Annotated in this window: 20 protein-coding genes and 1 pseudogene; 14 read left to right on the top strand and 7 right to left on the bottom strand. The window is 44.2% G+C overall.

What is annotated here, in order from left to right:
- Positions 1 to 101 precede the first annotated feature (101 nt).
- A pseudogene (locus HMPREF9145_RS14195) lies at positions 102 to 209 on the top strand (tetrahydrofolate synthase); the annotation flags it as partial.
- 75 nt (positions 210 to 284) lie between these two features.
- Here HMPREF9145_RS14195 and HMPREF9145_RS13810 read toward each other — a convergent pair.
- Complete coding sequence (locus HMPREF9145_RS13810; protein ID WP_196809771.1) at positions 285 to 464, bottom strand: DNA-directed RNA polymerase; 180 nt, start codon at positions 462 to 464, stop codon at positions 285 to 287.
- A gap of 115 nt (positions 465 to 579) precedes the next feature.
- On the opposite strand from HMPREF9145_RS13810, the gene HMPREF9145_RS13815 reads away from it, so the two are divergent.
- On the top strand, positions 580 to 738 hold the full coding sequence (locus HMPREF9145_RS13815; protein WP_196809772.1) for a hypothetical protein: 159 nt from the start codon (positions 580 to 582) through the stop codon (positions 736 to 738).
- A gap of 77 nt (positions 739 to 815) precedes the next feature.
- On the top strand, positions 816 to 938 hold the full coding sequence (locus HMPREF9145_RS14200) for a hypothetical protein (protein WP_021826370.1): 123 nt from the start codon (positions 816 to 818) through the stop codon (positions 936 to 938).
- Between the two features lie 298 nt (positions 939 to 1,236).
- On the opposite strand, the gene dusB is transcribed toward HMPREF9145_RS14200, so the two are convergent.
- Genes dusB through HMPREF9145_RS10180 form a run of 4 tightly spaced genes read right to left on the bottom strand, consistent with a single transcriptional unit; the run spans position 1,237 to position 5,120 of the window.
- Positions 1,237 to 2,244, bottom strand: a complete 1,008-nt coding sequence (gene dusB / locus HMPREF9145_RS10165; RefSeq protein ID WP_021826366.1) for a tRNA dihydrouridine synthase DusB — start codon at positions 2,242 to 2,244, stop codon at positions 1,237 to 1,239.
- 26 nt (positions 2,245 to 2,270) lie between these two features.
- The gene (gene dprA / locus HMPREF9145_RS10170) at positions 2,271 to 3,398 is read right to left on the bottom strand and encodes a DNA-processing protein DprA (protein ID WP_036907405.1); all 1,128 of its coding nucleotides are present in this window, start codon (positions 3,396 to 3,398) and stop codon (positions 2,271 to 2,273) included.
- Positions 3,399 to 3,411: 13 nt separating this feature from the next.
- Entirely contained in the window at positions 3,412 to 3,825 is a 414-nt protein-coding gene (locus tag HMPREF9145_RS10175; protein WP_007134892.1) for an acyl-CoA thioesterase, read from the bottom strand.
- A complete protein-coding gene (locus tag HMPREF9145_RS10180) occupies positions 3,822 to 5,120 on the bottom strand; it encodes a DUF2851 family protein (protein WP_021826352.1) in 1,299 nt (432 codons plus the stop codon). Before HMPREF9145_RS10180 ends, HMPREF9145_RS10175 begins: the two co-directional genes overlap by 4 nt.
- A gap of 316 nt (positions 5,121 to 5,436) precedes the next feature.
- On the opposite strand from HMPREF9145_RS10180, the gene dapB reads away from it, so the two are divergent.
- Genes dapB through HMPREF9145_RS10200 form a run of 4 tightly spaced genes read left to right on the top strand, consistent with a single transcriptional unit; the run spans position 5,437 to position 8,805 of the window.
- Positions 5,437 to 6,192, top strand: coding sequence for a 4-hydroxy-tetrahydrodipicolinate reductase (gene dapB / locus HMPREF9145_RS10185; protein WP_021826398.1), 756 nt, complete (start codon positions 5,437 to 5,439; stop codon positions 6,190 to 6,192).
- A gap of 5 nt (positions 6,193 to 6,197) precedes the next feature.
- Positions 6,198 to 7,646 (top strand): signal peptidase I, encoded by a 1,449-nt coding sequence (lepB, locus tag HMPREF9145_RS10190; protein WP_021826315.1) that lies wholly within the window; start codon positions 6,198 to 6,200, stop codon positions 7,644 to 7,646.
- Positions 7,647 to 7,674: 28 nt separating this feature from the next.
- The gene (locus tag HMPREF9145_RS10195) at positions 7,675 to 8,118 is read left to right on the top strand and encodes a S26 family signal peptidase (RefSeq protein ID WP_021826388.1); all 444 of its coding nucleotides are present in this window, start codon (positions 7,675 to 7,677) and stop codon (positions 8,116 to 8,118) included.
- A gap of 39 nt (positions 8,119 to 8,157) precedes the next feature.
- Positions 8,158 to 8,805 (top strand): WbqC family protein, encoded by a 648-nt coding sequence (locus HMPREF9145_RS10200; RefSeq protein WP_021826321.1) that lies wholly within the window; start codon positions 8,158 to 8,160, stop codon positions 8,803 to 8,805.
- 294 nt (positions 8,806 to 9,099) lie between these two features.
- On the opposite strand, the gene HMPREF9145_RS13820 is transcribed toward HMPREF9145_RS10200, so the two are convergent.
- Both HMPREF9145_RS13820 and HMPREF9145_RS13550 read right to left on the bottom strand, forming a co-directional pair.
- Positions 9,100 to 9,276, bottom strand: coding sequence for a hypothetical protein (locus HMPREF9145_RS13820; protein WP_081697757.1), 177 nt, complete (start codon positions 9,274 to 9,276; stop codon positions 9,100 to 9,102).
- A gap of 485 nt (positions 9,277 to 9,761) precedes the next feature.
- Complete coding sequence (locus HMPREF9145_RS13550; RefSeq protein WP_155945307.1) at positions 9,762 to 9,998, bottom strand: tetrahydrofolate synthase; 237 nt, start codon at positions 9,996 to 9,998, stop codon at positions 9,762 to 9,764.
- Between the two features lie 1,133 nt (positions 9,999 to 11,131).
- Between HMPREF9145_RS13550 and HMPREF9145_RS10205 the strand changes: the two genes are divergently transcribed.
- The 7 genes from HMPREF9145_RS10205 to HMPREF9145_RS10235 all read left to right on the top strand — a co-directional run bounded on the left by HMPREF9145_RS10205 (position 11,132) and on the right by HMPREF9145_RS10235 (position 19,790).
- Entirely contained in the window at positions 11,132 to 11,623 is a 492-nt protein-coding gene (locus HMPREF9145_RS10205) for an MgtC/SapB family protein (RefSeq protein WP_007134880.1), read from the top strand.
- Positions 11,620 to 12,318 carry a M15 family metallopeptidase gene (locus HMPREF9145_RS10210; protein WP_021826332.1) on the top strand — a complete coding sequence of 233 codons (699 nt, stop codon included), beginning with the start codon at positions 11,620 to 11,622 and terminating at the stop codon, positions 12,316 to 12,318. Before HMPREF9145_RS10205 ends, HMPREF9145_RS10210 begins: the two co-directional genes overlap by 4 nt.
- A gap of 69 nt (positions 12,319 to 12,387) precedes the next feature.
- On the top strand, positions 12,388 to 13,575 hold the full coding sequence (locus HMPREF9145_RS10215; protein ID WP_021826355.1) for a THUMP-like domain-containing protein: 1,188 nt from the start codon (positions 12,388 to 12,390) through the stop codon (positions 13,573 to 13,575).
- Between the two features lie 61 nt (positions 13,576 to 13,636).
- Positions 13,637 to 14,785, top strand: a complete 1,149-nt coding sequence (locus tag HMPREF9145_RS10220; RefSeq protein WP_036907409.1) for a hypothetical protein — start codon at positions 13,637 to 13,639, stop codon at positions 14,783 to 14,785.
- 43 nt (positions 14,786 to 14,828) lie between these two features.
- The gene (locus HMPREF9145_RS10225) at positions 14,829 to 16,811 is read left to right on the top strand and encodes a DNA topoisomerase IV subunit B (RefSeq protein WP_021826379.1); all 1,983 of its coding nucleotides are present in this window, start codon (positions 14,829 to 14,831) and stop codon (positions 16,809 to 16,811) included.
- 49 nt (positions 16,812 to 16,860) lie between these two features.
- A complete protein-coding gene (locus HMPREF9145_RS10230) occupies positions 16,861 to 18,477 on the top strand; it encodes a S41 family peptidase (RefSeq protein ID WP_021826312.1) in 1,617 nt (538 codons plus the stop codon).
- Positions 18,478 to 18,515: 38 nt separating this feature from the next.
- Positions 18,516 to 19,790, top strand: coding sequence for a helix-turn-helix transcriptional regulator (locus HMPREF9145_RS10235; protein ID WP_021826392.1), 1,275 nt, complete (start codon positions 18,516 to 18,518; stop codon positions 19,788 to 19,790).
- Positions 19,791 to 19,911 lie beyond the last annotated feature (121 nt).

Below are 19,911 nucleotides of genomic sequence, written 5' to 3' on the forward strand. Positions count from 1 at the left end.
ACGGCGTTGAAACGTTCATTTTATAATACAATTAATACCAACATATGAATAAATAAATAGCAAAATGCGCCAATATCCTAATGAACACATCGCTCATGGTGAATGTTACAACCACGCAACTCGGTACGAGTTGTTCTTTTGATAGCCCGGGGTTGGCGAGGAACGAGCCTACCCCGGGTAAACATTCGCAAGGAGATTCAACGCCATAGGTGTTGAGCTTTTTCTGTAAAGGCATGCGTATAATGAGACATTTTATGGCAAATTAATCAAAAAAAGCGCAACACCTACGGCGTTGTTCCATACAAACCATGCATTAACCCAGGGTAGCCTGCACTATCGTTTGGCAACCCTGGGCTATCAAAAACGCAACACCTACGGCGTTGAAACACGCATTTTGTAACACCATTTCTGTTGTTTGATATGGTAAAATACGGAAAATCATCATATGAAATGTCCCAACTCATTTTACGCTTTATTATCAACATCATCAATGTTTTCAATTACCTCTCAAATAACTCCCTTCATTTTCATGGCTAACTACTCCCCCTCTCTCTTCGGAGAGGGGCTGGGGGTGAGGCTTTGTATGCCTTACACTATTTTACCTTTTATTATCAACCACGCCACGTCCACAATTGTTTCACCACGCAACTCGGTACGAGTTGTTCCTTTGATAGCCCGGGGTTGGCGAGGAACGAGCCTACCCCGGGTAAACATTCGCAAGGAGATTCAACGCCGTAGGTGTTGAGCTTTTTCTATGAAGGCACGCTTACAATGGAACCTTTCATGGCGAATTAATCAAAAAAAGCACAACACCGATGGCGTTGTTCCATACAAACCATACGCTACCCCAGGGTAGCCTGCACTATCGTTTGGCAACCCTGGGCTATCAAAAGCGCAACACCTACGGCGTTGAAACGTGTGTTTCATGGTGTGATTAACGTCTATACACATATGGATTAATGGCGGATTACGCTTAGAAAGCGTAACACCTACGGCGTTGAAACATTCATATCATAGCGTGATTGACGGCAATATACGCATGAATAAATGTTGGATTACGCTTAAAAAGCGTAACACCTATGGCGTTGAAAGGAATCATTTACAAAATAAGATGGGAGGAAACACGGCGTGATATGTGTGGAAACACAACGCAATATTTATTATTTTAAGAGGTAATTCACGGCAAATCGTGCGATGAAATGATGCAAACGAGGTTGGGGGTGAGGCTTTCCCGCTCTATTGTTTATTGCAAGTGGCGTCGTGATTAAGGTTCCCATTCCTCCTACATTCCTCCAATATCTCTATTAATTCATCAACTTTCGTGGCACGAAGCATGGCAATGCGTGTTGACTTAAAGTCGGGAATGCCTTTGAAAATGGGGCTGGAGGCGAGGTGACGGCGCGTGTGAATGATGCCCCGATACTCATCAATGCGCTCAACATTAATGCGGAGTTGCTCTTCAAGAATATCGATTTTATCATCAAGAGTAAGGGCAGTTGACGGCGTGTTATCAATGTAATCACGCATCTCTTTGAATACCCATGGGCGACCAAAGGTGGCACGTCCCACCATGACGGCATCGACTCCATAGTCATCAAAGGCGCGTTTGGCCTCCTCAGGTGTGGTGATGTCGCCATTACCAATTATGGGAATATGGATTCGTGGATTGCGTTTCACCTCACCAATCAAGCGCCAATCGGCTTCACCTGTATACATTTGGGCTCGTGTGCGGCCATGAATCGTGAGGGCTTTAATACCACAATCCTGTAGTTGTTCGGCCAGTTCGGTGATAACAAGACTATCATTATCCCACCCCAAACGCGTCTTTACAGTCACTGGAGTACTAACAGCTTGCACCACGTTTCGAGTGATATCAAGTAATAAAGGGATGTTGCGCAACATACCAGAACCAGCCCCTTTACCGGCTACTTTCTTAACAGGACAGCCGAAATTCAAGTCAATCAAGTCGGGGTTTACACGTTCAACGATGCGCGCAGCCTCAACCATTGACTCCACATCTCGGCCGTAAATCTGAACTCCAACGGGTCGTTCGGCGTCGTTGATTGACATCTTATCAAGGGTTGATTTGATGCTTCTTATGATGGCATCTGCCGATACAAATTCGGTATATACCATGGCTGCACCATAGCGTTTGCATAGCATTCGGAAGCCAATATCCGTCACATCTTCCATCGGAGCGAGGAAAAGTGGACGCTCACCAAAGTCTAATTTGCCTATCTTCATACGCCGGCAAAGTTACAAAATATATTCTATCCCAGCAAATGATAGCTGCCTCCGGCCAATGCTTTGACTACACCTTTCATCTCAAGGGTAAAGAGAAGGGCAGTGAGTCGGGCGATAGGAAGATTGGTTTTGACGGCAAGAAGATTGATTTGTTGGTCATTCTCTTGTTGGAGTGCAGTCACAACAAGTTGTTCTTCATTGCTAAGTTCGGGGAAAAGTTGGCGTTCTATGCCTTCGTTTCGGGCGCGGTTGAGCATATTATCCTGCCATCCCATGGCATTGACAAAGTCGAAAGCCGACGTGATGAGCATGGCTTTATTGTCACGAATGAGGTGATTACAGCCCTCACTTGCAGTCGCTCCGACGGCTCCGGGAAAGGCAAACACGTCACGATTATATTCATTTGACAGACGAGCGGTTATCAAAGCACCACCATGCGAGGCACTTTCCACGACAACACAAGCGTCACTCATGCCAGCAACGATACGGTTTCGGCGCACAAAATTCTGTTTATCGGCGTTAGTATTTGTGGCATATTCAGTGAGTAATCCACCTTGAATGAGCATCTGTTTTGCCGTGTCTCGGTGGGCATTAGGATAGAGTGTATCGAGTCCATGGGCTAAAACAGCGATGGTTTCAAAGCCATTTTCGAGTGCCATTCGATGGGCATTGATGTCTATACCATAAGCAAGTCCGCTCACAATCAATGTGTCTGGGCAGAGGGTTCGTAGGTCGTTCATGAACCGGCGGATAAGATCTTGGCCATAGAGGGTGGCTCTTCGCGTGCCAACAACACTGACAACGTGGGCTGCATTGAGGTTGGCTGTGCCCTGATAGAATAGCACAAGCGGTGCGTCGCAGCACTCGCTGAGGCGTCGTGGATATCGTTCATCGCCTAAACAAAGCACATCTATGCCATGCGTTTCAGCCCAATCAAGTTCGGCATCGGCCCATTTCTGCAAGCCACTAAGGTCTTGAAAGGCTTCAACAAGACGCTGTGAAGCATCCGGGATGAGTGTACGTATGTTGCGATGTTGTGCGATGATGGGAGTCGCTTCACCCACTCGGCGATACACTTCGAGGATTCCCGCAAGATGATAGAAGCCAATGCGTGAGAGCATTAGCATGTTTCGTTGTTCTGTTCTGTCAATCATGGTAAAGGCTTTTCTATTCTTCGGATTGCAGGAAAGGTGCAAATGCTCGGTCATAGTCTTCGCTATTGCCGAGTCGTCCGTTGATTAAACAAACAAGTTCTACGTCAGCATGGAAGCAAAGTCGCTCGTCGTTAGCTCGGAAAATGTCATGTGTGAAGATGTAACGCACGCCTTGTTTGCGCAAGTTCATACGTGAGATGAACTCGTCATCACAGCGTAGTGGCGTCTTATAAGCTAACTGCATGCGAGCCACAACGGCATCAACGCCCTTCTCATGCATCTCTACAAAGCTCAAGCCGGCATGCTTTAAGAAGCGGTGTCTGGTATGTTCCGTGTAGTGAAGATAGTTGGCATTGTTGACAATTCCTTCGATATCACACTCATAATCGCGTACTTCCATGCGCGTTTCAAAGATGTATTTGCTCATTGTTTTCGTTTTAAGTATTCATAACCAATCCTGCATCTCAGGCAATTCTTCCTGTCGCAGTATTCATTTTTCAGTTGTATCAGCGCCTGAGAGTCGCCTGCATGTGCCACCTCTAAACTGCAATCACGCCACATTCTGACAATATGATTGTTCTCAGGACGCAGTTGTTCGAGGAAGTCGAAAGCCCTTTCGCAGAGTGACTCCTTGCAGATGTGGCGACCATAGGCAAACAACATTGGGATAACGGTATTGATAACCAACAGTTGAAGCGAAGCCGTTGACAGCTGTTTCTCGCTAACTTCGCTCGTAACCCCAAAGCTATAATGCGTTTGCCAATAAAGCGTTACGCAACTTTTCAAGCACTTCATGGCCTCCTTTACAGTCTGACAATCGAGCACATGGCTTAAACTGATTTGCCCAGTAGCATAGAGTCGCGCCAACTGTACTATGCGAATATGGGGAAAGTTCTGTGGTCTGAGCCGCAAAAAACGCCATAAATGGTGGTCAATAGGATTCAAACCGAACTTATGTTTCAGGTAAAGATACTCGTGTTGCAACTTAGAAAAGTATCCGTCGGCAAGCACTTCGTCTCGGTGACACGCTGAAACGGCATCAAGATTAAGTAGTCCTGCCTGCCCCAAGAACATTGCTTCAACCTGAAAAAGATTGTCCCTATGGTGCGCAACCGCTTGAAGTGGCAGACACATTGCCCATTGTTCGAAGGCATCTCCATTGATTCCAAACCCATAATTGCGTGCCAACGTAACGAAAAACGCTGCTTCCCACGAGCCATCGCAAGCCTCAGCACGTTGTGCAATGGCTTTAGTCTTCTGCTCAAGTCGCTCGGTTTGCAAGGCTGAAAGCCATGAAGTCACTGTCAAACGACTTAGTCCTGGGATAATCTTATGACATGGAGGATAGGCATCAGAGGCCAATAACTCCTCGTAATGTTGCATGACATGAGGCGGTACTTCGAGTTCTATTTGGGGCAAGATGTCACCTTTTTGCGTCGCCACTACAGTGTCAATGCAACCACATACGTGTAGAATGACGTTATTGTAACGGGCATCTTGTTCATGTTTATGAACGTACCAATCACTCGCTTTATTGTGAATCTCGACGTTACCAACCCATAATGTGCCTCCAATCTTTACCTTGGCATTGAAAAAATCGGGGCCAGCATTGTGGTTATGCAAGCCAGAATCAATTACTTCTACAGCCTCTCCGTCGGCTGTTTTTAGTGGTTTTAGCGGGAACATCTTGTGTTTCCATACGTAATGCAGGAGTTGTTCCATGATACTTTCAGGTTAATGGTTTGCTAAAATGCCTGTGAAGAGGAGCAAAAGTGAATGAATCCACAAGCTCATACACACCATTTATTTTTCCACAAAAATACAAAAAAACTAATAAAACCATAGACTTTTTCAGAGATTATGCGTCAAATAACTATAAAATCAGCAGATAAATTATTAACTTTGCCGCATATATAACAATGTGAAAAGAATCCCTTCGTCTTACTTTGCAGTGGGAATCATCAAATTCTTTGCCCTGTATTGACGAAAAAGGATAGGCTTTTTGCATCAATAAAAGAAACATTTAACACAGTAAAACATGAGAATAGCATTGATTGGTTACGGCAAAATGGGACACATGATCGAGGAGATTGCCCTACAACGTGGCCACGAAATTGTATGTAAAATCGATGCCGACAACCAACAAGACTTTGATTCTGACGCCTTCGCTTCAGCCGATGTAGCCATCGAATTCACTAATCCCACGGCAGCATACGGCAATTATCTCAAGGCGTTTAGTCACAATGTAAAGGTTGTCAGCGGTTCAACGGGGTGGTTGAAAGACCATAAAGCCGACGTTGAAGCATTGACAAAAGATGGTAAGCAAACGCTCTTTTGGGCCAGTAACTTCTCGATTGGTGTGGCGATCTTTAGCGCAGTAAACCGCTATTTGGCTAAGATTATGAACCAATTTCCCCAATATGACGTTACGATGGAGGAGGTTCACCACGTGCATAAACTTGATGCACCCTCTGGAACGGCTATAACTTTGGCCGAAGAGATTATTGATCATCTTGACAGAAAGGACAAATGGGTGAAAGGATTGCAGCATCATGCCGACGGAACTGAAGAGGGAAGCAATGCCGTTGCAGTCAATGAACTTCCTATTTCAAGTATACGTCGCGATGAAGTACCAGGCATTCACAGCATCAGTTACGACAGTGAAGCCGATAAAATCACAATAACACACGATGCACACAGCCGAAAAGGATTCGCACTTGGAGCGGTCTTAGCGGCTGAATACACAAAAAATCACTCGGGATTGCTCACCACAAGCGACCTCTTTAAATTCTAAAAACGATGATAGATAAGGAAAAAGCCAAGATCAACCCACGCGTACAGTGGGCTAAGTTTATTGCTGTGATGGTCTGCTATCTGCTGTTTCTCTTTTGGGTTGGCAGCTGGTGGGGACTAATTATAGTGCCTTTCATTTACGATGTCTATATATCTAAGAAGATCAAATGGCAGTGGTGGAAAGATGCCGAGGGTCCAACACGCTTCATCATGGGCTGGGTTGACGCTCTCGTTTTTGCCTTAGTAGCCGTTTATTTCATTAACTTATTCTTCTTCCAGAACTTTGTTATCCCATCAAGTTCACTCGAAAAGAGTCTCCTAACGGGTGATTATCTCTTCGTAAGTAAGTTAAGTTATGGCCCACGTATCCCCGAAACACCGCTCACAATGCCACTAACCCAGCACACACTCCCCGTGGTTAACACGAAGAGTTACCTCGATTGGCCGCATTGGGACTATCGACGTGTGAAGGGATTAGGCAATGTTAAGCTCAACGATATAGTCGTTTTCAACTATCCTGCGGGTGATTCTCTCTGCTCAGCTGACGCATATCAGGAGCAAGATTATTATGCTCTTTGCTCGTATATCGGTAAGAGTTTGATGACGGCTCAAGGCTTTCAACAACCCGATCTCAAAGCAATGAACCCCATAGAACAGCGAAATTATCTTGAGAAAGTTATCGCTATGGGACGCAAATACATTAGAAACAATCCCGGAGAATATGGCGAAGTCATTACCCGACCAACCGATCGTAGAGAGAATTATGTAAAGCGTTGCGTGGGACTCCCTGGCCAAACGCTGCAAATCAAGAATCGAATCGTCTACTTAGATGGCAAGCCCAACAAAGAGCCTGATAACGTTCAATACACCTATTACGTTAAACTCAAGAGCCAAATGCCTACAGAACTCATGGACGAATTAGGCATATCGAATGAGGATATGGCCAGCTTGAACCAGAATGGCTACCTCCCTTTGACAAAGAAGGCTGCCCAAGCACTTGCTAAACACAAAGAACTTGTGGCAAGCATACGCCTTAACACCGACGCGCAAACAGGCGACTTGTATCCTCTCGACGCTTATACGGGTTGGACACGCGACAACTATGGTCCGATATGGATACCGAAAAAGGGAGCTACTGTGCAACTAAACATGAAGAATATCGCTATCTATGAGCGACCAATTCAAGTCTATGAGCACAACGATTTGAAGGTAAAGAACGGACAAATCTATATCAATGGACGACTCGCTCACACGTATACTTTCAAGATGAACTACTACTGGATGATGGGCGATAACCGTCATAACAGCGCCGATTCTCGCTATTGGGGCTTCGTGCCTGAAGACCATGTGGTCGGCAAACCAATCTTCATCTGGTGGAGTCACAACCCTGATCATCCGGGCTTTAGTGGCATCCGTTGGCATCGTCTCTTTAATATTGTCGATCATATCAAATAAAATCAAATCATAAAAAACCCCTTTTCGCATGATGCCGGCCTTGCAGTCGGCCTTGCAGAAAGGGGCTTTTAACATGCGGCAACTACGTGCTTGGTTCATAACGCTTGGGGTTGCGCTGCTTATAGTGATAGCCGTGCGCACCTATGTCTTTGCCATCTATCGTGTCCCGGCAGCCTCAGTGCTGCGTCAAGGCGACCGAATCATGGTGAACATGCTGGCACATGGCGATTATAAACGGGGCGAATTGGTGGTCTTTGGCAAGCAGATGAAGCGGTTAGGACGCATCAAAGCTGTGCCCGGAGACACTATAATCGTGAGCAAAAAGCAATTTGTTATCCCTCTGGTTTGTTGCAAAAAATGTCGCTGTGAGCATTGTTTTGCCTATCTTGTAAACACGGGTGACGGACAAATGCTTGTGCCTTATCACGACATTATCGGCCCCGCCATGCGCTTGTTCTACCTCCCTTTCTGACAAACGCCCCACACATTAACGCTCAAAAGCACTCTAATAGTGAAAACAGCCCTACTTTCTTCTACATATTTCGGACCCATTCAATGGTATCAAAAGCTGCATCGTTATGACGAATGTCTTATTGAATGCCACGATAACTTTGTCAAACAAACTTATCGTAACCGCTGTGTCATCCCAACAACCAATGGTGTTCAGGCGCTCTCTATCCCTGTAACTTGTCCTGATGGCTATCAACTTTCAAAGACACCAATGCAAGATATCCGCATCTCTGACCATGGAAACTGGCGCCATGTGCATTGGAATGCACTCTGCTCTGCCTATGGAGAGAGTCCGTTTTTTATGTATTATGAAGATGATCTGCGCCCTTTCTTTGAACAAAAATGGACGTATCTCATCGACTTTAATATGGCTATCACGGAAAAAATGATTGAGTTGTTGGATATTCAACCCACAATCCGCCTGACCGATTCTTTTGTTCCGCTGGCTCCTTCCACTGACATTAGCGCAGCTTCCCACGTCTTCGACGACTTCCGCGATGTCATCCGACCGAAGCATCCCGGTCCCGATACCCACTTTTCTCCCCGTCCTTACTATCAAGTTTACCAGCAAAAGCATGGCTTTCAAGCCAATATGAGCATCCTCGACCTGCTATTTAATGAAGGCAATGAGGCCGTGTTGTGGTTGTAGGAAGGGGGAAGTAGGAGGGAATAAAGCCTCAACCACGACGCCACTTGCGAAGGAAGATAGGGAAAAAAAGCCTCACCCCCGGCCCCGTTTGCGTCATTTTACTGCACGATTTGCCGTGAATTACCTCTTAAAATAATAAATATTGCGTTGTGTTTCCACACATATCACGCCGTGTTTCCTCCCATCTTATTTTATAAATGATTCCTTTCAACGCCATAGGTGTTACGCTTTTTAAGCGTAATCCGCTAATAATCTCCTCGCTATAACTATGCCTTCTCGGAAAAAGCTCAACACCTATGGCGTTGAATCTCCTTGCGAATGTTTACCCGGGGTAGGCTCGTTCCTCGCCAACCCCGGGCTATCAAAAACACAACTCGTACCGAGTTGCGTAGTGAGAACATTCATCATGGTAGATATATCCATTGAAGTATTAGCATTAAATATACGGCGTTGCATCGTTATAACATTCATTATGAGCGATGTGTTCATTAGGATATTGGCGCATTTTGCTATTTATTTATTCATATGTTGGTATTAATTGTATTATAAAATGAACGTATCAACGCCGTAGGTGTTGCGTTTTTGATAGCCCAGGGTTGCCAAACGATAGTGCAGGCTACCCTGGGTTAGCGTATGGTTTGTGGGAAACAACGCCGTAGGTGTTGCGCTTTTTTTGATTAATCCGCCATAAAAAGATTCATTATAAGCATGCCTTCACAGAAAAAGCTCAACACCTATGGCGTTGAATCTCCTTGCGAATGTTTACCCGGGGTAGGCTCGTTCCTCGTCAACCCCGGGCTATCAAAAACACAACTCGTACCGAGTTGCACCATGAGGGCATTTATATTGCAAAATTCATTAATTGGAATAATAGCACAATACCAATGTAGTTACGTGTTGGAAACATGCATAATGGCAAATACGTTCATTAGAAGATTGACATAATGCCTACGACATTACGTCGTTACAATATTCATAATGGCAGATACATTCATTAGGATATTGGCATAATACCTACGGCATTGCGTGGTGAGAACATTCACCATGGGTGACGCATCCATTGGAATATTCACATAACATATACGGCGATACACAATTACAAAATTCATAATTGCGGATATATCCATTGGGATATTGGTATAACAACCACATTGTTGCGTGGTTGCAACATTCGCAATGGCGGATAAATTCATTGAACTACTGGCATAACACCTATGTCATTTTGCGCTATAACACTATTCATTGGCATAAAATTTTTATTGCGTGACTATTTCAAATCATTTTTATTATTCATTCGTCGATAATCAATGATAAAATAATTTGGTGCAAATGATTGAACAATCTGCGTCATTTCACTGTACAAAATACATCAAATTACACGATAATTTGGCTCAAATCATTTTACCTTCTAAAATTAACTGCGTGGGCACTTCTAATGAAATACAATATCATCACAAAACATGCACGTTAGATTCACCGATAAACAGCATGGGTACTTCTAATGAAATCCAATATCATCCCCTTTATTTATGGGGGCAGCTGCCATCCTCCCTCTTCGGGAAATCATAGGTTGCTGTTTGTGAAATCTATGAAACGGAGAGCGCAAGGGGCAGGAAACGGGAGGAGAAAAGGCGAAGAATCCAGCACGAAATGGGGGTGGGCGCGGTTGCTTTTTCCACAAAAAACAAGGACATCTGTTACAAACAGATGTCCTTATACGCTTCAAATATATGTGTTATGGTAGCTAATACAGTGTCAAATTGTTATAAAAGACGATGCAGCGGATCACTCCGCTGCTCATCACTCATAATGTTGTAAGAGCCGACTTTGGCTGAATTATACTAATATAGTCCAAATGTTATTGAGTATCAAGGCGCTCCTTTCTTACTCCTTTCACTTGATGTTTATCGTGAAAGACATTGCAAAGATAGAAAATCTCTATCTCTTTAGCAATCGAAAAAATATATTAAATCATTGATAAAAACTATAACTACAAGATAAAGTGTTGTAAATCAGTTGGTAATCATGATTGATATAGTGGTATATTTCTATGAAAACTTTGGTTTTTCTTGATTACTTCAACTTGTTGTTTGCGATTTATTCCCTGTTGAATGAGGCTGACTTCTCTCGTTTAATGTGTCAAAACAGCAGGTAAAGAGTGAAGGTTGAGGCTTATGAGCGTATGCTTATGCGAGCATTTTCCCTTCGTTTTAGCTCATGAAGAGAGGTAGTTTATGCGCAGAAGGATGAGCGAAAAACCAGAAGAAAGCATGGGAATGTTACAATTTTTGTGTAAGTTTGCAACACGATATCATTTTTCTCACTTATGATGACATTAGAGTTTATCTTACGAATCTTTGTTGCTGCCGTGTTAGGAGGACTCATTGGACTCGAACGCGAGTATCGGGAGAAGGCGGCAGGACTACGTACTCATTTCTTAGTTGCACTCGGATCGGCCCTCTTTATGATTATATCGGCCCATGGTTTTGACGGCATATTGAAGGATCCCAACATGCGTCTTGACGTGTCACGCATAGCTGCCCAGGTGGTGTCGGGCATTGGTTTTATTGGTGCCGGGACGATAATCTTTCAGAAAAATGCAGTGCGTGGACTGACCACGGCAGCCGGAGTGTGGGTTACTGCGGCAATAGGCTTGGGCTGTGGAGCCGGACTTTACGTGCTCTCGGCAGTGGCAACGGTGCTTGTTCTCATGGGAATGGAAGCGTTCAACTATGTGCTTCGTCATCTCGAACACCATCATGCGAAGAATGAAGACAAGGCGTTGGCAGACGAAACGCCACAAAACAATAAACAATGAAAATGAAAAGACACCGACTTGTGAGTCGCCTTGCATGCCTGTTGCTATTGTCATGCAGTGTGATTTCAGTCGAAGCTGCGCAGAAAGAAAATCAGACGGCGCGGAAATTAGCGCGCGAAGGCTATGTGAACATCCGTGAGGTTGATCCGTCAATCCATGTGAGTTTGATGTATGGAAGGGCTGATAACTTCTGCGGAGTAGTGCTATATGACGACCTCAAAGAAGCCTTTTTGCATCCCGAAGCCATGGCTGCATTGAAGAAAGCACAGGCTTATTTGAAGCAGTTACGCCCCGATTTGAGTTTGAAAGTCTATGATGCGGCTCGCCCGATGCATATCCAACAGAAGATGTGGGATAAGGTGAAACACACCGAAAAGGATATCTATGTGTCGAATCCAGCCCATGGTGGTGGCATGCATAATTACGGAATGGCAGTTGACATCACGCTTTGTACGCTGAAAGGTGACACACTCGACATGGGAACAAAAATCGATTATATGGGCCGTGCGGCCCACATCGACCATGAAGACCGCTTGGTTGAGGAGAAGAAAATCAGCAAGAAAGCGCGTGAAAACCGCCAGTTGTTGCGCAAAGTCATGCGATATGGCGGATTCATTCCACTCAGAACAGAGTGGTGGCACTTTAATAAATGTTCGCGTGCAACGGCAAAGAAGTATTATAAAGTCATCCCATAAGTTTATGATGCACGACAAAAGGCAGCACAAAGCAGTTTGCCTTGTGTCGCGGAATGTTATCGCTTAGCAATGAATACAGCCACGTTTATACGCCAACACCGCACAGACGATGTGCGCACCTTAGCCCTTCAAGCTCGTCGATGGCCTGAAGTTGACATGGCTTTTGCCCTTTCTCAGATACAGGGATGGCAGACAGCGCGTCAGAAACTGCCTGAATGGGCAAGGCGAGATGACGTGTGGTTTCCTCCTCATTTGTCGTTGGAACAATGCTCAAGTGAAGCCACTGCGCGTTATAAATGTAAGGTAGTGGAGCGGTTGTTAGCATCAGATGAGCGGCAGAAAGGCACGTTAGTAGACCTCACTGGAGGCTTCGGCGTGGACTTTTCTTACATGGCTCGGCTGTTTGAAAAGGCTGTATATGTGGAGCAACAAGAGCGCCTTTGTGAGGTGATGCGCCACAACGCAGCGTGTTTCGGACTACAGCAGGCGGAGATAGTAGAGGGTGATGGTGTTGCCTATCTTCGCGAACAGCAAAACCAAGTCGCACTCGTTTACTTGGATCCTGCGCGTCGTGATGCGCACGGAAGTAAGACTTATGCCATTAAAGACTGCTCGCCCGATGTGGCAACACTTAGTGATGAACTTGTGGAAAAGGCACAATGGGTTATGATTAAGCTATCGCCGATGCTCGATTGGCATGCAGCTGTGGAGGAAATGAAATATGTTTCAGAGGTTCATATCGTGAGTGTTGGAGGCGAATGTAAGGAACTTTTGCTCATTCTACGACAGAAAGCATGTGATGAAAAGCGCCTGTATTGTGTGAATGATGACGATGTTTTTGCGTGTGCTTTCAATCAAATTGCTATTCCAGTAAACATGGTTGACAACCTCAGTTCGGCTCGTTGGCTCTATGAACCCCATGCTTCACTGATGAAAGGAGGCTGTTTTGGCGAGCTGGCTGAACGCTATGGAGTGAAAGGAGTGGGGCAGAACTCCCATCTGTTTGTGTCGGATAAGCGCGTGGAAGGCTTTCCAGGACGTAGTTTTGAGATTCAAAGCATCATGTCGATGAACCGAAAAGAGGTGAAAACAAAGCTTGGCGGACTAACAAAAGCCAATGTGGCGGTGAGGAATTTTCCGTTGACAGTTGTCGAACTTCGGCGGCGTTTGCACTTGAAAGAAGGGGGAAATGATTATTTATTTGCCACGACTGTGGGGACAACACATACCTTAATATTATGCAAAAAACAAATGTAAATTTGGAATTATGACCAATTTTGGCTAATTTTGCATGTTTAGAAATAAAATGATAGATACAATGTCATCAGTTGAAATAAAGAAGGTAGAGAACAAAAAAGACTTAAAAACCTTCATCGATTTCCATTATGATCTTTACGAAGGAAATGAATATGATGCACCGACACTATTTAGTGACGATATGCATGTGCTTGATCCAAAGAAGAATGCGGCCTTTGAGTTCTGTGAAGCAGAGTTATATTTAGCTTATAAAGAAGGCAAATTGGTGGGCCGTGTGGCTGCCATCATTAACCACAAAGCAAACAAACAGTGGGATACAAAGGCTGTAAGGTTTGGCTGGATTGACTTTATTGACGACATAGAAGTGAGCCGTGCATTGCTTGATGCGGTAGGAAACTATGGCAAAGCCCATGGTATGGACAACATCATTGGGCCGCTTGGGTTTACTGATATGGACCCAGAGGGAATGTTGACAGATGGTTTTGACCAGCTCGGAACTATGGCAACCCTCTATAACTACCCTTATTATCCGCGCCACATGCAGGAACTTGGCGGCTGGGAAAAGGACAATGATTATGTAGAATACAAGCTCATTGTGCCGAAAGAAATGCCAGAAAAGTATATGAAAGTGGCTCAGATGATTGAAAAACGCTATGATCTTCATGTGCGAGCAATGACAAGACGTGAGATCTTTAAGGACGGATATGGTCATAAAGTGTTTGAAGTCATCAACGAAACATTTAAGCATCTCTATGGCTATTCAGAGCTTTCAGATCGTCAGATAGACCAATATGTGAAGATGTATCTGCCCTTTGTTGATTTAAACTGGGTGCCGATAGTTGAAGATTGGAGTGTAACGCCCCATAAATTAGTGGGAGTTGGCATCACGATTCCTTCGTTGTCACGTGCATTACAGAAGCTACACAGAGGCAGATTGTGGCCGTTTGGTTGGTGGGATATGCTTCGTGTGTTGAAGTTTCATAAGACAAAGATAGTCGATTTGTTGCTGATAGGCGTTCTTCCTGAGTATCGTGTGAAAGGCGCTAATGCCCTTTTGTTCTCTCATCTCATTCCTATTTACCAGAAATATGGAATAGAATGGGGCGAAACCCATGTGGAAATGGAAACCAATGGTAAAGTACAATCGCAGTGGCAATACTTAGAAACCGTGCAACATAAGCGTCGTCGATGCTATAAAAAGCTGATTTAAGTGTCGCTGAGCCAGCCCTTTTATGAAATAAAGAAAGACAAATATGCCTGAAAACGAAACGATAAATGAAGCTCAAAGCCGTCAACAAGAGCCGACGGTAGCCTATACAGACGATAATATCCGACATCTTTCGGATATGGAACACGTGCGAACACGCCCGGGAATGTATATCGGTCGTCTCGGCGATGGTAATCTTCCGGAAGATGGAATCTATGTACTGTTGAAGGAAGTTGTTGATAATTCAATCGACGAATTTAAGATGAAAGCCGGCGATCGCATTGAGATTGAGGTGGAAGATAACTTGCGTGTGACTGTGCGTGACTACGGACGAGGCATTCCTCAAGGGAAGTTGGTTGAGGCAGTAAGCATGCTTAACACTGGTGGTAAGTATGATTCGAAGGCTTTTAAGAAAAGCGTTGGTCTGAATGGTGTAGGTATAAAGGCGGTGAACGCATTGAGTTCACACTTTGAAGTAAAGTCATTTCGTGATGGGAAAGTACGTGAGTTGACCTTTGAAAAAGGCGTGAAACTCAATGATGTTACACTCGAAACAGACGACGAAAACGGTACTTTTATCTACTTCGAACCCGACAAATCACTCTTTAAAGACTATAGTTTCCACAACGATATTGTTGAGACTATGCTGCGTAATTACACCTATTTGAACAGTGGATTAACCATCATGTACAACGGACATCGCATCAAAAGTCGGAATGGTTTGGCTGATTTGTTGAACGATACGATGACGAACGACGGCCTGTATCCTATTGTTCATATCGTGGGAGAAGATATAGAAATCGCCTTCACTCATACCAATCAATATGGTGAAGAGTATCATAGTTTCGTGAATGGTCAGCACACTACACAAGGTGGAACGCATCAAAGCGCATTCAAAGAACATATAGCTAAGACGATAAAGGAGTTCTATAATAAGAACTATGAGTATACCGATGTGCGCAATGGACTTGTTGCTGCCATCGCCATTAATGTCGAAGAACCCGTATTTGAAAGCCAAACGAAGATTAAACTTGGTTCAACTCAGATGGCTCCTGATGGCGAAAGTATCAATAAATATGTAGGAGATTTCGTCAAGCAGAATGTCGATAACTATCTTCATATCCATCCAGATGTGGCGGAAGTCATTGAGAACAAGATCAAAGAAAGCGAGAAAGAGCGCAAAGCAATGGCTGGAGTTACGAAGTTAGCACGCGAGAGAGCGAAGAAAGCTAACCTTCATAATAGGAAGTTAAGAGACTGCCGTATCCATTTCTGTGATGCCAAAAACGATCGTAAAGAGGATAGTTCAATCTTCATTACTGAGGGAGATTCGGCCAGCGGAAGCATTACAAAGAGTCGTGATGTGAATACACAAGCGGTGTTCTCTCTACGTGGTAAGCCGCTGAATTCATTCGGATTAACGAAGAAAGTGGTTTATGAGAACGAAGAGTTCAACTTGCTTCAGGCCGCACTTGATATCGAAGATGGACTTGATAGCCTTAGATATAATAAGGTGATTGTAGCTACTGATGCCGACGTTGATGGCATGCATATCCGTTTATTGATAATAACTTTCTTCTTACAATTCTTTCCTGAGCTCATAAAGAAAGGCCATGTATACGTACTTCAAACGCCACTTTTCCGCGTAAGGAATAAGAGAACAAAGATTAAAAATAAACAAGTGATAGCCGAAGCTGACGCGCGTATGGATAAGAAAGAAAAGAAATCAGACTTTATTACGCTGTATTGCTATACGGAAGAAGAACGACTAAAGGCTATCAAAGACCTCGGCCCAGACCCTGAGATTACGCGTTTCAAGGGATTGGGAGAGATTAGTCCCGATGAGTTTGCTCATTTTATAGGGCCTGATATGCGTTTAGAGCAAGTGACTTTGCATAAGAACGATCAGGTGGGAAAACTCTTAGAGTATTACATGGGCAAGAATACGATGGAGCGACAGAACTTTATCATCGACAATCTTGTTATTGAAGAAGATCTTCCCGACATTGATTCTGAACCCTTGGAATAAAGTTCTTGTGTCGTAAAAAGCCATGAAGTAGAATAAAAAATAAATCATAATGAAGAAAGAACTATATAAAACCGACCGCACTCATGCATTCCTTTATGGAATGACATGGGTGATTTTGTTTTTACTTTTATCGTTTCCTCAAGCGATAAAGGCACAGCAATTGAATTTTGGATACAATTCACCGATGCGCAAAATGGTGCTTGCCGAGATGGCCATTACAAACCTTTATGTCGACAGTGTCGATGAAAAGAAGCTTGCAGAAGATGGTATCCGTGGCATGATTGAGCAGTTAGACCCTCATTCTTCCTATTCAACGGCGAAAGAAACTAAGGAAATGAACGAGCCACTTCAAGGGTCGTTTGAAGGTATTGGCGTGCAGTTTAATATGGTGAAAGACACGCTTTTAGTCATTCAACCCGTAGTAAATGGCCCGTCAGAACGTGTCGGAATCTTGGCCGGCGACCGCATTGTGAGTGTCAACGACACTGCCATTGCAGGTGTAAAGATGTCAAAAGAAGAAATCATGAAACGCCTTCGTGGGGCTAAGGGGTCAAAAGTCAGACTGGGAGTTGTACGCCGTGGTATTGCCGGCATACTCAAATTTACCGTTGTTCGCGATAAGATTCCAGTGAAAACTCTTGATGCTGCTTACATGATTCGCCCTCATGTGGGCTATATCCGCATAGGAAGTTTCGGCGTAACCACGTATAATGAGTTTATGAAAGCAGTCGAAACATTGAAGGCTTCAGGCATGAGAGATCTCATTCTTGACCTTCAAGAGAATGGCGGAGGCTATCTGATGGCAGCCGTACAGATTGCAAACGAGTTCCTGCATAATAGCGATTTGATTGTCTATACGCAAGGACGTAAGGTGCCAAGACAGGACTATTGTGCCGATGGTAGTGGCAGATTACTTGATGGAAAGGTGTTTGTTCTTATCAATGAATATACTGCTTCAGCGGCTGAAATCGTTACGGGTGCAATACAAGATCAAGATCGTGGCACTGTGGTTGGCCGCCGTTCGTTTGGTAAAGGCCTTGTACAGCGTCCCATAGACCTCCCTGATGGCAGCATGATTCGACTCACCATTGCGCATTATTTCACTCCTTCTGGCCGCTGCATACAAAAGCCTTACAAGAAAGGAGATGCCATTGACTACGCTATGGACATTGAAAAACGCTTCGAACATGGCGAACTTTATAGTGCCGACAGCATCCACTTTGCTGATTCTTTGAAGTATTACACGTTGCGAAAGCATCGCGTTGTTTATGGCGGTGGAGGCATTATGCCAGATGTTTTCGTGCCACTTGACACAACGCAATATACGAAATTCTTGCGCCAGATGGCTGCACGCAGCTATATCATCAACGCTAATCTCAAATACATTGATGTCAATCGGAAACAACTGAAGAAGCAGTTTGCAACTTTTAATGACTTTAATGCACGCTTTGAAGTACCCCAGTCGTTGATTGACGACGTAGTCCAGGCGGCAGAAAAAGACAAGATTAAGCCTAAGGATCAGCAGGAGTTGCAGGCCACATTGCCTCAACTTCGACGGCAACTCAAGGCACTTATCGCCCGAGATTTATGGGATATGAGTGAATATTTCCAGGTAATCAATGAAACAAACCCTATCGTGGTAAAGGCTGTCGGACTGCTAAAATAAACATGATTCAATATTTATAACGCTCTATTTCTATAGCAATGAAGCTCAAATTCAAGTTTTATCATCTGCTGTTCATTACCGCTCTTTCGGTAACGATATTCTCTTCGTGTCACTCAGGGCAGCAGAACGCACGGCAAACTGCCGATGCTATCGAGGACACGGCATCGAGTAAGGAAGCTTATTTCCGTACGATGACCAAGATAGCTTACGCAAAATACCTTAAAGGTGAGACACAATCGAGCTTGGAATATGCCTATATTGCCCTCGGACGTTCTATCGAAGAGCGATTCCAAAACTATGAAGCGACGTTGGCTTTCCTTATTGGTATCAACAAAGCTAACATTGGAGAATACGACGATGCCATGCCATATTTCCGCAGAGCTATAAGCATTTTCAACTCTATGCCCACACCAAAGAACCAATGGAATGGCTTATATCAGAAGGTGTACACACTGCTCAATACGGAGCTTGTGATGCAAAACGCGGGCAAATATGATGAGGCTTTGCGCATGCTTCCCGACTTAAACCGTTCTTTTCGGCTATTGGCGGAGTGCCCGGATACGGCATCTGTAAAGGCCGGGGCTAACAGTACTTTCGGTTTTATGCCTCGTTCGGCGTTCAAATTAGCTAAATCCAGTGAGACAACTATCCTTGAATTGCAACAACGACAGCAGCAAGCCGAGCTGAAAACCATGCGTATTGCCCTCATCATGGGTGTCGTTATCTTGTTGCTTCTCATCTTTATTGTGTTCAGAATTGCACGTTATAACCGCATCATCACACGTAAGAATGAGTCGGCAGTAGATACAATCAACCGACTGCTTCAATATCGACAGGCATTGATAACTGAACGTAGTCAGCACGAACAAAAGGTCGAAACACAGGCCGAAGTGAAAGAAGAAACTGACACAGCGCAGCCAGTTGAGGAGAAAGAAGAACCCGAAATAGATGCTGACCGCGAGCTTTTCAGTCGCATTTCTAATGTCATCATGAGTCGCAAACTGTTCCTGAAACCGAAACTAACTCGTGAAGATATCATCAACGAAGTATATGTTCCACACAATAAGTTCGCTCAACTCTTTACCCGATATGCCGGAATGAGCTTCACGAAGTTCATCAATGATCTTCGTTTGGAGTATGCCGCGCAGTTGCTTCGAGATAGTCCCGACTACACGATTGAAGCCATTGGAGAAGAGTGTGGCATGCCTATTGCCCAAACGTTCTATAGAAATTTCTCTGATAAATTTGGTGTAACACCATCTGATTTCCGTACGCTTTCACAGAAAAAAGATAGGGAAAACCAAGAGAAATGAAAAATTGTGAGAACAAAAAACCCTCTAAACAAAGGGAAAATGAAGATTTGTGAGAACATGTGAACATTTGTGATACTTTATAGTTGCAGTTATTTATACCTTTGCATCGAAGGTTTAAGTT

The organism is Segatella salivae F0493 (genome assembly GCF_000477535.1).
GTDB lineage: Bacteria > Bacteroidota > Bacteroidia > Bacteroidales > Bacteroidaceae > Prevotella > Prevotella salivae.